The sequence below is a fragment of the Micromonospora sp. LOL_025 genome (assembly GCF_048060285.1).
Taxonomy (GTDB): Bacteria; Actinomycetota; Actinomycetes; order Mycobacteriales; family Micromonosporaceae; genus Micromonospora.
In genome coordinates, this window is sequence record NZ_JBHMIR010000007.1 from 1 (window position 1) to 14,361 (window position 14,361).

The 14,361-nt window shown below is 71.7% G+C and carries 13 protein-coding genes; 4 read left to right on the forward strand and 9 right to left on the reverse strand.

The features are described from left to right. Window positions 1-264: 264 nt before the first annotated feature. Together ACFHW0_RS11660 and ACFHW0_RS11665 are read left to right on the forward strand one after the other, a co-directional pair. Entirely contained in the window at window positions 265-627 is a 363-nt protein-coding gene (locus ACFHW0_RS11660) for an antibiotic biosynthesis monooxygenase (protein ID WP_416607317.1), read from the forward strand. A gap of 106 nt (window positions 628-733) precedes the next feature. Then, window positions 734-1,366, forward strand: coding sequence for a DsbA family oxidoreductase (locus ACFHW0_RS11665; protein ID WP_416607318.1), 633 nt, complete (start codon window positions 734-736; stop codon window positions 1,364-1,366). A gap of 27 nt (window positions 1,367-1,393) precedes the next feature. On the opposite strand, the gene ACFHW0_RS11670 is transcribed toward ACFHW0_RS11665, so the two are convergent. The 6 genes from ACFHW0_RS11670 to ACFHW0_RS11695 form a co-directional block, all read right to left on the reverse strand. After that, the gene (locus ACFHW0_RS11670) at window positions 1,394-2,023 is read right to left on the reverse strand and encodes a transcriptional regulator (protein WP_416607319.1); all 630 of its coding nucleotides are present in this window, start codon (window positions 2,021-2,023) and stop codon (window positions 1,394-1,396) included. Window positions 2,024-2,100: 77 nt separating this feature from the next. Further along, window positions 2,101-3,117: a branched-chain amino acid ABC transporter permease gene (locus tag ACFHW0_RS11675; protein WP_121395353.1), complete on the reverse strand. Its 1,017-nt coding sequence runs from the start codon at window positions 3,115-3,117 to the stop codon at window positions 2,101-2,103. Continuing rightward, complete coding sequence (locus ACFHW0_RS11680) at window positions 3,114-3,995, reverse strand: branched-chain amino acid ABC transporter permease (RefSeq protein ID WP_416607515.1); 882 nt, start codon at window positions 3,993-3,995, stop codon at window positions 3,114-3,116. Before ACFHW0_RS11680 ends, ACFHW0_RS11675 begins: the two co-directional genes overlap by 4 nt. Further along, window positions 3,992-5,251, reverse strand: coding sequence for an ABC transporter substrate-binding protein (locus tag ACFHW0_RS11685; RefSeq protein WP_416607320.1), 1,260 nt, complete (start codon window positions 5,249-5,251; stop codon window positions 3,992-3,994). Before ACFHW0_RS11685 ends, ACFHW0_RS11680 begins: the two co-directional genes overlap by 4 nt. 40 nt (window positions 5,252-5,291) lie before the next feature. Further along, a complete protein-coding gene (locus tag ACFHW0_RS11690; RefSeq protein WP_416607321.1) occupies window positions 5,292-5,984 on the reverse strand; it encodes an ABC transporter ATP-binding protein in 693 nt (230 codons plus the stop codon). Next, the gene (locus tag ACFHW0_RS11695; protein WP_416607322.1) at window positions 5,971-6,732 is read right to left on the reverse strand and encodes an ABC transporter ATP-binding protein; all 762 of its coding nucleotides are present in this window, start codon (window positions 6,730-6,732) and stop codon (window positions 5,971-5,973) included. The genes ACFHW0_RS11690 and ACFHW0_RS11695 overlap by 14 nt, the downstream gene beginning before the upstream one ends. A gap of 311 nt (window positions 6,733-7,043) precedes the next feature. Here ACFHW0_RS11695 and ACFHW0_RS11700 point away from each other — a divergent pair, with 311 nt between their 5' ends. Further along, entirely contained in the window at window positions 7,044-7,904 is an 861-nt protein-coding gene (locus ACFHW0_RS11700) for an SPFH domain-containing protein (RefSeq protein ID WP_416607323.1), read from the forward strand. Window positions 7,905-7,940: 36 nt separating this feature from the next. Here ACFHW0_RS11700 and ACFHW0_RS11705 read toward each other — a convergent pair whose 3' ends face one another. From ACFHW0_RS11705 to dnaE, 3 genes are all read right to left on the reverse strand, one after another. Then, entirely contained in the window at window positions 7,941-8,978 is a 1,038-nt protein-coding gene (locus ACFHW0_RS11705) for an aminotransferase class V-fold PLP-dependent enzyme (RefSeq protein WP_416607324.1), read from the reverse strand. Between the two features lie 74 nt (window positions 8,979-9,052). Beyond that, window positions 9,053-9,964, reverse strand: coding sequence for a hypothetical protein (locus ACFHW0_RS11710; protein ID WP_416607325.1), 912 nt, complete (start codon window positions 9,962-9,964; stop codon window positions 9,053-9,055). Window positions 9,965-9,971: 7 nt separating this feature from the next. Then, window positions 9,972-13,502 carry a DNA polymerase III subunit alpha gene (dnaE, locus tag ACFHW0_RS11715; RefSeq protein WP_416607326.1) on the reverse strand — a complete coding sequence of 1,177 codons (3,531 nt, stop codon included), beginning with the start codon at window positions 13,500-13,502 and terminating at the stop codon, window positions 9,972-9,974. A gap of 270 nt (window positions 13,503-13,772) precedes the next feature. Between dnaE and ACFHW0_RS11720 the strand changes: the two genes are divergently transcribed. After that, window positions 13,773-14,333, forward strand: a complete 561-nt coding sequence (locus ACFHW0_RS11720; protein WP_416607327.1) for an RNA polymerase sigma factor — start codon at window positions 13,773-13,775, stop codon at window positions 14,331-14,333. The last annotated feature ends 28 nt before the right edge of the window (window positions 14,334-14,361 follow it).

The window sequence follows — 14,361 nt, forward strand, 5'->3', positions numbered from 1 at the left end:
CCCGACCACTACGCCCAGTGGGAGCAGCAGGCCGCCGACCTCGTCACCGAGCACTGGAACAACTGACAGCGACACCAGCCGACCGACAACAGCGCACACAGACCTTCCACCACAAGGGGGATCGCCGGCCGGCACCGTTGACTCGGTGCCGGCCGGCGGCACATCCACCGTCTTTCCGCGAAGGGCTTGACTTCAAGTTCGGATGAGGTTCGAGGATGTCAGTCGCGGTCCACGGCCTCTGAAAAGTCCGACACGGGAGCACGCATGAGCCCTGACAGCAGCTTCTACTCGATCATCGACTACACCGTCGACGGACCCGACACCCAGCGGGAACTGGTGGCCGCCTTCGCGGACGTCCAGGAGCGGTGGGTCCGCTTCTATCCCGGCTACCGGTCGGCCCGGTTCCACGTCAGCACTGACGGAACCCGCGTCTACAACATCGTGCGCTGGGCGAGCAGGGCGGACTACGACAACTTCGTGGCGACCTCCGACGCCGAGGGCCGGGCGGCAGCCATCGCCGAGGCGCTGGACGGCCTGTCCGGCAAGGCTGAACCCCGGATGAGCGGCATCCCCACCTACACGGTCGTCCGCGAGATCGGGCCCGGCCCGCAGAAGACCGACGCCTGACCTCCCCGCGTCGACGGCCCACCGACCGGTCGCGGCGCCGCGGGAACCGGATCCGACTCGCCCGAGCCGGCAGCGACCGCAGGTCGTGCCGCACGCGGAGGAACTCATGAAGATCGAGATGTACGCGGACGTGCTGTGCCCCTGGTGCTACATCGGCAAGAGACGCCTCGCCGCCGCCCTGACCGGCGTCCCGGACCGTCACCGGATACAGGTCGTCTGGCGCAGCTACGAGCTCGCCCCGCACGAGGGCAGGACCCCAGGCCGGACGGCGGCCGAGGCCATGGCGGACTGGTGGGCGGACGCGGCGCCCGCCAGGATCGCCCGCATCCGCACCCTCGGCGCGGCCGAGGGCCTGGAACTCAACCTGCACCTCGCGCGACCGGTGAACACGTTCGACGCCCACCGACTGGTTCACCTGGCCGCCGACCGCGGCCTCGCCGACGAGACGATGGAACGGCTGCTGCGCGCCTACCACACCGAGGGACTCGACATCGCCGCCCCGGACACCCTGCGACGGTTGGGCGTCGACGCCGGGCTGGACGTCGCCGACGTCCGCACCCTGCTGGCCGGTGACGCCTACGCGGACCGCGTGCGGGCCGACGAGCGCCGTGCCGTGGAGCGCGGGGTCACCGGCGTCCCCTCGCTGGTGATCGACGGTCGGCCTCCCGTCTCCGGAGTCCAGGCCCCCGATCGGCTCCGCCGCCTGCTCGGCGGCCGTCCGGCCGTACCCGCCGAGTAGCACCGGGGCAGGGACGGCGCGGAACGGTCAGGGCAGGAGCGGCGCGGAGCAGGCGGCGACGGCGGCGGGCAGCGTGGCCAGCCGGGTCGCCGGCGCGCCGAGCGGCTCGATCCAGCCCGGGCCGGCGCCGTACGCCCGGATCGCCGGGAAGTCGCGGGCGAAGCGCACCAGGCGGTACGCGCGCCCGGTGACCGGCGTCTGCGCCCAGACCACGACGATGCGCGGACGGACGCGACGGGCGGCACTGGCCAACGCCGTCCAGGGCAGCGCCGGCCCCAGCAGCAGGCTGCCCCGGGACCGCTCGCGCAGCGCGGCGGCCAGCGCGTGCAGGCCGAGGCAGTGCGTCTCCTGTTCGGCGCCGGCCAGCAGCACGCCGCCGGTGGGCAGCGGACGGCCCGGTACGCGCCGGAACACGTCCAGCCCGACGCGGAGGCCCTCGGCGAGGGCGTGCTCGACCGCGACCTCGATGGCGGTGTGCCCGGACAGCGCGGCCAGCATCGGCACGCAGACCTGTTCCCACAGCGCCGCCGCGCCCCACTCGTCGGCCACCTCGACGACGAGCGCGGCGACCCGGTTGGCGTCGAGGTCCTCGGCGGCCAGCGAGAACTGCTTGCGCGCGGTCTCGACGGCCCCGACCGGCATGGGATCTGTCAGCACCAGACGTACCCCCGGGGTAGACGTTCACTACCCGGGGGTTCGTCGGGAGAGGCGCGCATGGATGCGCCCGGGGGCGACTACCGCCGGCGGGACGCCGCCCAGCGCGTCGCCAGGGCCGCGGCGCTGCCCCAGATGCCGCGCCGGAACACCAGCACGACGAGGACGAAGATCCCGCCGGTGACCAGGCCGATCGCCTCGAACCCGGAGAACGACAGCCAGTCCTCCAGGCGGACCAGGATGCCCGCGCCGAGCACCCCGCCCCAGAGCGTGCCGATGCCGCCGAGCACCACCACGATGACCGCCTTGCCGGAGGTGGTCCAGTGCAGCACGTCGAGGGAGACGAAGCGGTGGCCGACGGCGAACAACCCGCCGCCGAGCCCGGCGATGAAGCCCGACAGCACGAACGCGGTCAGCTTGTAGCGGTGCACCGGGTAGCCGAGCGCGCGGGCGCGGGCCGGGTTGTCGCGGATGCCGACGAGCACCCGTCCGAAGGGCGAGTGCACGATCCGCCAGGCGGCGGCCAGCCCGAGCAGCACGATCGGCAGGATCGCGTAGTAGAAGTAGTAGTCGTCGGTCAGGTCCAGCCCGAACAGCTCGCGGGGCACCCCCTGCAGGCCGTTCTCGCCGCGGGTGACCGAGCGCCACTCGTTGGCGACGTAGTAGACCATCTGCGCGAACGCCAGGGTGACCATGGCGAAGTAGATGCCCGTCCGCTTCACCGCCAGGTAGCCGATCGGCACCGCGAGCACGGCCGCCGCGAGCGCCCCGGCCAGCACCGCCGCCGGGAACGGCAGGCCGAGGTGGATGGCCGTCAACCCGGTGACGTACGCGGAGGCGCCCCAGAACGCGGCGTGCCCGAAGGACATCAGCCCGGTGAAGCCGAGCAGCAGGTCCACGGCGACGGCGAACAGCGCCCAGCAGAGGATGTCCACCGCCACCGCCGGGTAGAGCCCGTTGGGCAGCCAGAACGCCACCAGCAGGCCGACGGCGAGCAGCGCGTACCGGACCCAGCCGGGGGCCCGGGTCACGGCGACCAGCCCGGACCTCGGCGCCGGGCGACCGGCGTCGGTCTCGGTGTCGACGGTGCTCGTCATGCCGGTGCCTCCTCACGGCCGAACAGCCCGGCCGGGCGCCAGAGCAGCACGACGGCCATCACGATGAAGACGATCGTCTGCGACACGATCGGGAAGTCCGACAGGTACGCCTCGCCCCACGCCTGCACGAGGCCGATGCCGAAGCCGGCGGCGACGGAGCCGAAGATCGAGCCCAACCCGCCGATCACCACCACCGCGAAGACCACGATGATCAGGTCGGCGCCCATCAGCGGGTTCACGGCCCGCATCGGCGCGGCGAGCACCCCGGCGAGCCCGGCGAGGCCGATGCCGAAGCCGAAGACCGGGTTGACCCAGCGCCCGACGTCGATGCCGAACGCCCGGGTCAGCTCGGGCCGCTCGGTCGACGCCCGGACCACCATGCCGATCCGGGTGCGGGTGAGCACCCACCAGACGCCGACGCAGACGGCGACCGCGAAGCCGAGGATGAAGACCCGGTAGGTGGGGAAGTCGAAGAGCCCGAAGTCGACCGATCCGCTGAGCGCGGACGGGGTCTCGTACGGGCTGGACTGCACGCCGTAGCGGAGCTTCACCAGGTCCTGGAGGATGAGCGTCAGGCCGAAGGTGAGCAGGAAGTTGTAGAGCGGGTCGAGCCGGGTGAGCCGGTGGATGAAGGCCCGCTCCAGTGCCATGCCCGCCAGGGCCAGCCCCACCGGCATGATCACCAACGCCGCCCAGAACGGCACGCCCGCCTCGGTGAGCAGCACGTACGCGCCGAAGGCGCCCAGCATGTAGAACGCGCCGTGGGCGAAGTTGACCACCCGCAGCATGCCGAAGATGACCGCGAGCCCGAGGGCGAGCAGGGCGTAGAACGCCCCGCTCACCAGCCCGTTGAACGTGTTCTGCAGGAAGCCCGTCACAGCTTGCATTCCGAGGACGGGGCGGCGAACGCCTCGGCCGCCGGGATGGTCTTGAGCACCTTGACGTAGTCCCACGGCTCGGTGACCTCGGACTGCGGCTTCACCTGGGCCAGGTACGCGTCGTGCACGACCCGGTGGTCCTCGGCGCGGATCCTGCCGTTGCGTAGGAAGACGTCCTCGACGGTCTTGCCCTCCAGCGCGTCGACGATGGTGTCGGCGTCGTCGGTGCCGACGGCCTGCGCGGCCTCCAGGTACTGGGTGGCGGCGGAGTAGTTGGCCGCGTGCGCGAAGGAGGGTCGGGTGCCGGTCTCGGACTGGAACCGGTCGGCGAACTCCCGGTTCTTCGCGTCGAAGTTCCAGTACCAGGCGTCGGTGTACGTGGTGCCGGCGAGCGCGGCCGGGGTCAACGAGTGGATGTCGGTGATGAACATCAGGCCGACTGCCAGCCCGACGCCCTTCTCCCGCAGCTTGAACTCGTTGTACTGCTTGACCACGTTGACCAGCTCGGCGCCGGCCTGCATGGTGCCGAGCACCTGCGGCTTCGGGTTGAGCGTCGGCGCCTTGAGCAGGAAGGTGGAGAAGTCGCCGGTGGTGTTCGGGAACGGCGCCCCGTCCTTGCCGACGACCTGCCCGCCGGCGGCGGTGATGGCGGTGGAGAAGCTCTTCTCCATGTCCTGGCCGAAGGCGTAGTTCGGGTAGAGGATGTACCAGTTCTTGCCGACCTGCTCGGTGGTGACCTTGCCCGTTCCGTTGGCCAGCATGTACGTGTCGTACGCGTAGTGGAACGTGTACCTGTTGCAGCTCTTCCCGGTCAGATCGGTGGTCGCGGCGCCGATGTTGAAGTAGAGCTTCTTCTTCTCCTTCGCCACGTCGGCCACCCGCAGCGCCGCCGACGAGGTGGGCACGTCGAGGATCAGGTCGACGCCCTGGCGGTCGTACATCTCCTGGGCCTTGGTGTTGGCGATGTCGGGCTTGTTCTGGTGGTCGGCGGTCTCCACGGTGATGTCCTTCGTCACCGCCTTGTCGCCGTGCTTCGCCTTGAAGTCGGCGATGGCCATCTCGACGGCCTTGACCGAGTTCCTGCCGGACAGCTCGGAGTACGCACCGGACTGGTCGTTCAGCACGCCCAGCACGATCTTGCCGCCGGTCAGCTTCTGGTCCCCGCCCGACTGCGGACCACCGCCGCCGCAGCCCGCGACCAGCACCATCGCCGCCGCCGAAGCGGCGGCCACACCCACCGTCCTACGCATGCCCATCCCTCCACCCCGCGCGCCGCGCGGGTTGTCGAATCGGAATTCAGATGCCGAGGTACGACAGCAGCTCCCGCTCCCGCGAGCGCACCTCTGAGTTGTCCATCGCCTCCACGACGCGTCCCTCGGCCAGCAGGTAGTGCCGGTCGGCGACGCCGGTGGCGAAGTGCAGGTTCTGTTCGACCAGCAGCACGGTCACCCCGTGCTGCTTGGCCTCGCGCAGGAGGTCGCCGACCTGCTGCACGAGCAGCGGCGAGAGCCCTTCGGTCGGTTCGTCGCAGAGCAGCAGCCGGGCGCCCATCCGCAGCACCCGGGCCAGCGCGAGCATCTGCTGCTCGCCGCCGGAGAGCATGGTGGCGGCCGAGTCCCGCCGCTGGTGCAGGGCGGGGAACGCCTCGTACACGCGCTCCAGCGACCACGGGTCGGGCCCGACGGTCGGCGGCAGGGTGAGGTTCTCCGTGACGCTCAGCGTGGCGTAGCTGCCCCGGTCGTCGGGGACCCAGCCGAGCCCCAGCCGCGCCCGCCGGTACGCGGCCAGCTTCCCGACGTCCCGCCCGTCCAGCTCGATCCTGCCGCGCTGGCCGGCGTGCAGCCCCATCACGCAGCGCAGCAGGGTGGACTTGCCGGCGCCGTTGCGCCCGACGAGGGTGACCACCTCGCCGGCGGCGACGTCCAGGCTGACCTCCCGCAGCACCTGCGCCTCGCCGTACCAGGCGGACAGGTTCTCAATGCGCAGCATCGGCGGCTCCCAGGTAGGCGGTGATCACGCGCTCGTCGGCGCGCACCTGCTCGTACGGGCCCTCGACGAGGACCCTGCCGGCCTGCAGGACGGTGACGGTGTCGGCGAGCCGCCCGACGACGCTCATGTTGTGCTCGACCAGCACCACCGTCCGGCCCCGCCGGACGCGCGCGACCAGCTCGACGGTGCGGTCGACGTCCTCCAGGCCCATCCCGGCGGTCGGCTCGTCGAGCAGCAGCACCTTCGGGTCCAGGGCGAGGGCGATGGCCAGCTCCAGCGCCCGCTTGCGCCCGTACGCCAGCGCCTCGGCGGGGGCCTCGGACAGCTCGGCCAGCCCGACCATGTCGAGCAGTTCGCCGGCCCGGTCGGTGTAGCGGCGCATCAGCTTCGCCGAGCGCCAGAACCGCCAGCCCAGCCCGCTCGGGCTCTGCAACGCCAACTCGACGTGCTCCCGCGCGCAGAGCTGCGGGAAGAGGCTGGTGATCTGGAACGACCGGGCCACGCCGAGCCGGGCGACCCGTTCCGGGGGCAGCCCGGTCACGTCGCGGCCGGCCAGCTCGATGCGCCCGCCGGTGGGCCGCAGGAAGCCGGTGAGCAGGTTGAACAGGGTGGTCTTCCCGGCGCCGTTCGGACCGACGAGCGCGTGGACGCTGTCCGCCGCGATGTCGAGGTCGACCCCGTCGACCGCCCGGAAGCCCCGGAAGTCACGGGTCAGCCCACGGGCCGACAGGAGCGCTTGCCCGGCCATCGCCTACTCCTTCGTAGGTCCGGCGACGACCGGATCGGTGACCAGGGTCACATGGCCGTCGTGTGCTGGAAACCTACGGCGGGGTCGTGATGTCGAACTATGTCGATGGCAGCCACATTCCGGGACGCCCGACCGTGCGGGAACTCCACCCCGCCGCCCGGCCACCCGCGCCCGCCGGCATCGACGGCGATGACTGTCGAGCCACGGCGTACCACGTCATGTGCGCGCGCCACGGCCGCGCCCCACGTGCGTCTCGCCTTGACCGGTGCTCCTAGGGTGATGGCCCCCTCCCGCGAAAGGTGCCGAGCGAAATGCCCTTCGGCTTCACTGTTGCGATCATCTTCGCCGTCGGCCTGGCGATCTCCGGCCTGCTGGCGCTCGCCGCCTCGAAGACGTCGACGAAGGGGACCGCCACCCTGGCCGCGGTCGCCTGCCTCGTCGGCGCGGTCGTGTTCACCGTCGGCTCCAGCGCCCACTCCGTGCCGATCCGCTCGGTCGGCATCGTCACCAGCTTCGGCAAGCCGACGGGCAAGGTCACCGGCTCCGGCCTGAAGTGGGTCGCCCCCTGGCAGAAGGTCGGCGAGTGGGACGCCGGCCGGCAGAAGTACGACCACATCGGCGGCGACCACTGCGTCCGGGTCCGCACCGGCACGCTCGCCGACGCCTGCGTCGAGGTGCTCGTCGAGTGGCAGGTCAAGCCGGAGAACGCGCCGAAGCAGTTCATGGACTACAAGGGCGACTTCGACAGCTTCCGGGGCCAGCGGGTGGGCGTGCAGCTCGACAGCGCCGTCAACGACGCCTTCGCCACGTACAACCCGCTGGAGAAGATCGACTCGAACACCGGCAGCCTGAACGTGGACCTGAAGCCCTTCGCCGAGAGCATCAAGACCAGCGCGGAGTCGCGGCTCGCCAGCGACGTCGACATCCTGTCGGTCACGATCACCCGGGTCAACCACGACGACAAGACCGAGGGCAACATCAAGGCCTTCCAGGACAAGCTCGCCCAGACCCGCAACCTGGAGCAGGACCGGAAGAACGCCGCCATCCAGAAGCAGATCACCGAGACCAACGCGAAGGTCGACAAGGTGTCCCGGTGCCTGGAGATCGCCGAACGCAACGGCAGCAACCCCGGCCTCTGCATCAACCCCGGGATCATCACCGGCGCCAAGTGACGGCCGGCCGACCCCGCCCCCGGGCGCGCCCCGGCGTCAGCCGGTGAGCGCGTCCAGGGCGAGGTCGACGTCGTCCTCAGTGGAGTAGACGTGGAAGGACGCCCGCACCCGGCCGGCCCGGACCGCCGCCCGGACGCCGGCCCGCTCCAGGCGCTCCGCCGCGTCGGGCACCTCCACCGCGACGATCGCGCTCTCCCCCGGCGGCCGGCCCAGCCCGGCGAGGAACCGGTTGGCCAGGGCGACGTCGTGCGCGCGCACGGCCGGCACGCCGATCTCGGCGACCAGTTCCAGTGCGGGGGCCGTGCCGACCCAGCTGAACCAGGCCGGCGAGATGTCGAAGCGGCGGGCGTCAGCGGCCAGACGCAGCGGCAGGCCGTAGTAGGAGGCGTGCGGGTCGTCCCCCGCGTACCAGCCGGCGGCGTCGGGGCGCAGCCGCTCCCGCAGCGCGGGCGCCAGGTAGGCGAACGCGGAGCCGCGCGGGGCCATCAGCCACTTGTACGCCCCGACCGCCACCACGTCGGCGAGGCTCCCGTCGAAGGGCAGCCAGCCGCACGCCTGGGTGGCGTCGACCGCGACGAACGCGCCGTGCGCCCGGGCCGCCGCGACCACCTCGGCGTACGGGGCGACCGCGCCGTCGGCCGACTGCACCAGACTGAACGCGACCAGGTCGGTGTCGGCGTCGATCGCGTCGACGAGCCCGGCCAGCGGCACGGTGCGCACCCGCACGCCCCGCTCGGCCTGCACCAGCCACGGGAAGAGGTTGGAGGTGAACTCCACCTCCGGCACCACGACGGTCGCGCCGGCGGGCAGGGCGGCGGCGACCGGGGCCAGCAACTGCGAGACCGTGCTGCCGACCGCGACGTCGGCGACCGGCACCCCGACCAGACCGGCGAAGGCGGCCCGCGACCGCTCGGTGGCCCGGCCCCAGCCCTCCCACGACGTGCGCCCGGCCCGCCAGTCGGCCAACGCCTCCTGCACCGCGTCCCACGCCGGCTCGGGCGGGAGCCCGTAGCTGGCGGTGTTCAGCCAACCCGGCTGCGGCTGCCACAACTTCTGCGCCTGTGTGATCTCCACCCCGCCGACGCTAGCCGCCCGCGCCGCGTACCTCCGATGGCCAATCCCGCGCTCGCGGCCCCCGGCTGGTGCGCTCAGGCCGCCGCCCGCAGGGCGTGCAGACCTCGGCGCACCTCGTCGAGTCCCCGGTCGAGGTCCCAGGAGGCGATCTCGTGCAGCGGATGGCGCTCGCCGAGGAGTCGGACCACCTCCAGGCCGACCAGGTAGCCGCAGCGGCGCGGCAGGTCGCCCCGGTGGGCGCTGTCGCGCGTGAGGAACCAGGCGGCGTACCGGTCGAGGTCGGTGGCGTCCACGTCGGCGGCGATCCGGTCCAGGATCTCCGGCCAGCGGCGCCGGCAGTCGGCGAGCCACTGCCGGTGCGTGGCGCCCATCCAGAGGTACTCGTCGTCCGGTCGTCGCGGGTCCAGCTCGGCCGTCACCCGGGCGGCCAGCCCTTCGGTGAGCAGCGCGTTGGCGACCCCGTGGTCCGGCCAGTCCCGGATGCGGGCCAGCCGGTCGTGCACCACGTGTGCCACCTCGTGCTGGACCAGCAGCCCGTCGTGCTCCGGCTCGCCGAGCCGCTCGACGGCGAGGAACAGGGCGAGCCGGCCCCGGAACTCGTCGGCCCAGCCGTTGGCCTGTTCCAGCCCGACCAGCAGGACGCAGTCGAGCGGGTCCCCGTCGCCCGGCCAGCCCATCGCCCGGCCCACCCCGGCGACGGTGGCGGGCAGCAGTGCGGCCAGCCGCTCCGCGCGCGCGGCGAACACCGCCTCCCGCCCGTGCAGCCGTTCCAGGACACCTTCGAGACCGCTCACCCCGGACCAGTCGCCCCGGCGGTCCAGGGCCGCGTACAGGTCGCGGTGGGGTGCCAGGTAGTGCGTCCGCCACAGCTCCGCCCACCGCTGCCGGGGGACGTGCGCGGCGCGGCGCGCGTACGCCAGGAAGTCCGGCACCAGGTCGCGGACCCGCAGCGGGCTCGCGGCGGCCTCCCCGGCGGGCACGGTCATGCCCCGGTCAGCTCACGTTGGCGGGGCCGAGAACGCTCTTCAGGTCGCCCATCAGCGCGGTGGTGGCCGCCACCCGGAACGGCCCCAGCCGCAGGGTGGTGGTCCGGCCGCCGTTGAGCAGCTTGACGTGCACCTCGGTGTCGCCCGGGTGCAGCACCAGGGTCTCCTTGAGTCGCTCCACCAGCGGCGGGGTGCACCGGTGCACCGGGATGGTCAGGGTGATCGGCTTGTTCGCCGGGTTGCTGCTGACGTCCGGCATGGACATGTCCATCGCCATGATCCGGGGGGTGTCGTCGCGCCGGTCCACCCGGCCCTTGACCACCACGATGGCGTCCTCGGCGATGTACTGCCCGATCACCTCGTAGGTGTTGGGGAAGAAGAGGGTCTCCACGCCGCCGGCGAGGTCCTCCAGGGTGGCCGACGCCCAGGCCCGGCCCTGCTTGGTGACCCGACGCTGCACCCCGGAGAGGATGCCGGCGAGGGTGACCACGGCCCCGTCCGGGACGGTGCCCTCCTCCGACAGGGCGGCGATGGTGCAGTCCGCCGCCGCGCCGAGCACGTGCTCCAGGCCGAAGAGCGGGTGGTCGGAGACGTAGAGGCCGAGCATCTCGCGTTCGAAGGCGAGCTTGTCGCGCTTGTCCCACTCCCCGTCGCCGATCACGGGCATCACCGTGGTGCTGTTGGTCTCCGCGTCGCCGAAGCCGGCGCCGAAGAGGTCGTACTGGCCGACGGCCTCCTTGCGCTTGACGTCGGCGTACGCGTCGATCGCCTCCGCGTGCACGGTGAGCAGCGCCTTGCGGGAGTGCCCGAGCGAGTCGAACGCCCCGGCCTTGATCAGCGATTCGATGGTCTTCTTGTTGCAGACCACGGCGTCGACCTTCGACAGGAAGTCGTAGAAGTCGGCGTACTCGCCCTTCTCGTCCCGGCAGCGCATGATCGCGGCGACGACGTTGGCGCCGACGTTGCGCACCGCGCCGAGGCCGAAGCGGATCTCCTTGCCGACCGGGGTGAACGGCCCCGCGGAGGTGTTCACGTCCGGCGGCAGCACCTGGATGCGCATCCGGCGGCACTCCGACAGGTAGAGCGCCATCTTGTCCTTGTCGTCGCCGACGGACGTGAGCAGCGCCGCCATGTACTCGGCCGGGTAGTGCGCCTTCAGGTACGCGGTCCAGTACGACACCAGCCCGTACGCCGCCGAGTGCGCCTTGTTGAAGGCGTAGCCGGCGAACGGGACCAGCACGTCCCAGACCTTCTGGATCGCCTCGTCGGAGTAGCCGCGCTCCCGGCACCCGTCCCGGAAGGGGATGAACTCCTTGTCGAGGATCTCCTTCTTCTTCTTGCCCATCGCCCGGCGCAGCAGGTCGGCCTGGCCGAGGGTGTAGCCGGCGAGGATCTGCGCGGCGCGCTGCACCTGCTCCTGGTAGACGATCAGGCCGTAGGTGGGCGCGAGGATCTCCCGCAGCGGCTCCTCCAGCTCCGGGTGGATCGGGGTGATCTCCTGGAGGCCGTTCTTGCGCAGCGCGTAGTTGGTGTGCGAGTCCACGCCCATCGGGCCGGGGCGGTACAGCGCGAGGACGGCGGAGATGTCCTCGAAGTTGTCGGGCTTCATCATCCGCAGCAGGGAGCGCATCGGACCGCCGTCGAGCTGGAACACGCCCAGGGTGTCGCCCCGGGCCAGCAGCTCGTACGCGGGCTTGTCGTCCAGCGGCAACGCCAGCAGGTCCAGCTCCTTGCCGTGGTTGAGCTGGATGTTCTTCACCGCGTCGTCGATGATCGTCAGGTTGCGCAGGCCGAGGAAGTCCATCTTCAACAGCCCGAGCGACTCGCACGTCGGGTAGTCGAACTGGGTGATGATGACCCCGTCGGAGTCCCGGCGCATCAGCGGGATGTGGTCGATGATCGGCTCGGCGGACATGATGACGCCGGCGGCGTGCACGCCGGTCTGCCGGATCAGCCCCTCGATGCCCCGGGCGGTGTCGATGACCTTCTTGACGTCCGACTCGGCCTCGTACATGCCCCGGAGCTCGCCGGCCTCGGCGTAGCGGGGGTGCTTGGGGTCGAAGATCCCCTCCAGGGGGATGTCCTTGCCCATCACGGCCGGCGGCATCGCCTTGGTGATCCGGTCGCCGACCGCGTACGGGTAGCCGAGCACCCGGGCCGAGTCCTTGATCGCGGCCTTCGCCTTGATGGTGCCGAAGGTGGCGATCTGGGCGACCTTGTCCTCGCCCCACTTGTCGGTGACGTACTTGATGACCTCGCCGCGCCGACGCTCGTCGAAGTCGATGTCGACATCCGGCATCGAGACGCGCTCGGGGTTGAGGAAGCGCTCGAAGATCAGCCCGTGCTGGATCGGGTCGAGGTCCGTGATGCCCAGCGCGTACGCCACCAGCGAGCCGGCGGCCGAACCACGGCCGGGGCCCACCGCGATGCCCTGGTTCTTGGCCCACTGGATGAAGTCGGCGACCACGAGGAAGTACGACGGGAAGCCCATCTGGGTGATGACGCCCAGCTCGTACTCGGCCTGCCGGACGTGCCCCTCCGGGATGCCGCCGGGGTAGCGCCGGGCCAGCCCGGCGAAGGTCTCCTTGCGGAACCAGGACTCCTCGGTCTCCCCCTCCGGGACGGGGAAGCGGGGCATCAGGTTGTGGAACTCGAACATCCCGGTGGGGTCGACCTTCTCGGCCACCAGCAGGGTGTTGCGGCAGCCCTCCAGCCAGAGGTCGGAGTTGTCGACGGCGCGCATCTCGTCGGCGGACTTGATGTAGTAGCCGCTGCCGTCGAACCGGAACCGGTTCGGGTCGGCGACGTTCGCCGCCGTCTGCACGCAGAGCAGCACGTCGTGCGCCTCGGCCTGGGACTCGTGCGTGTAGTGCGAGTCGTTGGTGACCACCGGCGGGATGTCCAGCTTGCGGGAGATGTCGTGCAGCTCCTGCCGGACCCGGCGCTCGATGCTGATGCCGTGGTCCATGACCTCCAGGAAGTAGTTCTCCTTGCCGAAGATCTCCTGGTAGCGCGCCGCGGCCTTGAGCGCCTCGTCGTACTGGCCCAGGCGCAGCCGGGTCTGCACCTCGCCGGAGGGGCAGCCGGTGGTCGCCATCAACCCGTCGGAGTTCGCGGCGAGCAGCTCCGCGTCCATCCGGGGCCACTTGACGAAGAACCCCTCGGTGTACGACCGGCTGGTGAGCTTGAAGAGGTTGTGCAGGCCGGTCTTGTTCTTCGCCCAGATGGTCATGTGCGTGTAGCCGCCGCTGCCGGAGACGTCGTCGCTCTTCTGCTCCGGCCGGCCCCAGCGCACCCGCTGCTTGTGGAACCGCGACTCGGGCGCCACGTACGCCTCGATGCCGAGGATCGGGGTGACGCCGGCGGCCATCGCCTGCTTGTAGAAGTCGTTCGCGCCGTGCATGTTGCCGTGGTCGGTCATCGCCACCGCCGGCATGCCCTGCCGCTTGACCTCGGCGAAGAGGTCCTTCAGCCGGGCCGCCCCGTCGAGCATCGAGTACTCCGTGTGCACGTGCAGATGCGCGAACGAATCGCCCATGCGTGGCGCCCCCCGGGTCGGATCATGGGATGGTCGAGCTCGGACGGCCTACCCTATCGCCGTCGCGAAACGCGGCTCCAGACGCCGCGCGGACAGGGTCTGGCCGGGGTGGCGGGGATCTCTCCGACCGCCCCGCCGCGCGCCGGCCGCCGGCACTCGCCGGAATCCCGCGACGACTTCCGGCAGTCGGTTCCCGGACTCGTGGCACCCCGTCCGGCGGCGGCGGCCGTATCCTGGGCGGACGGTATCCGGCGAGCATTGGACGACCTGATGCCCCTCCCGGACGGTGTCGAGGAGCTGGTCGAGTCGGCGGCGCGCGGCGATCCCGCGGCGCTCGACGCGCTGCTGGTCGCGGTGCGCCCGGAGGTGCTGCGGCTCTGCGCCCGCGTGCTGCCCCACCGCGAGGACGCCGAGGAGGCGTGCCAGGACGCGCTGCTCGCGCTGGCCCGGGGCATCGGCCGGTTCGAGGGCCGGTCGTCGTTCCACACCTGGCTGTACCGGCTGACGGCCAACCGGGCCCGCTCCACGTACCGCGTGCTGCGGCGGCGCTGGCTGGTGGAGGCCGGCGGCGTGCCACTGCCGGAACCGGTGGACCCGCGCCGGACGAGCGTGGTCGCCGGCACCCGGCTGGACCTGCTCGACGCGCTCGACGCGCTGCGCCCCGAACTCGCCGAGGCGGTGGCCCTGCGCGACGTACTCGGGCTGAGTTACCGGGAGATCGCCGGCCTGCTCGGCCTGCCCGAGGGCACCGTCAAGTCGCGGATCCACGAGGCCCGCCGGCAGCTGCGGCACCGGCTGTCCGGGGAGCCCGCCGGCGAGGGGCGGCGGTGACCGTGCCGGGCCGCCGGCGGAGGGCGGT

What these genes read in the sequence shown, in the direction of transcription:
- ACFHW0_RS11720 (WP_416607327.1), top strand. Translation starts at nt 13,773, where the DNA reads ATGCCCCTCCCGGACGGTGTCGAGGAGCTGGTCGAGTCGGCGGCGCGC.
- dnaE (WP_416607326.1), bottom strand. Translation starts at nt 13,502, where the DNA reads ATGGGCGATTCGTTCGCGCATCTGCACGTGCACACGGAGTACTCGATG.
- ACFHW0_RS11700 (WP_416607323.1), top strand. Translation starts at nt 7,044, where the DNA reads ATGCCCTTCGGCTTCACTGTTGCGATCATCTTCGCCGTCGGCCTGGCG.
- ACFHW0_RS11660 (WP_416607317.1), top strand. Translation starts at nt 265, where the DNA reads ATGAGCCCTGACAGCAGCTTCTACTCGATCATCGACTACACCGTCGAC.
- ACFHW0_RS11685 (WP_416607320.1), bottom strand. Translation starts at nt 5,251, where the DNA reads ATGGGCATGCGTAGGACGGTGGGTGTGGCCGCCGCTTCGGCGGCGGCG.
- ACFHW0_RS11675 (WP_121395353.1), bottom strand. Translation starts at nt 3,117, where the DNA reads ATGACGAGCACCGTCGACACCGAGACCGACGCCGGTCGCCCGGCGCCG.
- ACFHW0_RS11665 (WP_416607318.1), top strand. Translation starts at nt 734, where the DNA reads ATGAAGATCGAGATGTACGCGGACGTGCTGTGCCCCTGGTGCTACATC.
- ACFHW0_RS11695 (WP_416607322.1), bottom strand. Translation starts at nt 6,732, where the DNA reads ATGGCCGGGCAAGCGCTCCTGTCGGCCCGTGGGCTGACCCGTGACTTC.
- ACFHW0_RS11710 (WP_416607325.1), bottom strand. Translation starts at nt 9,964, where the DNA reads ATGACCGTGCCCGCCGGGGAGGCCGCCGCGAGCCCGCTGCGGGTCCGC.
- ACFHW0_RS11690 (WP_416607321.1), bottom strand. Translation starts at nt 5,984, where the DNA reads ATGCTGCGCATTGAGAACCTGTCCGCCTGGTACGGCGAGGCGCAGGTG.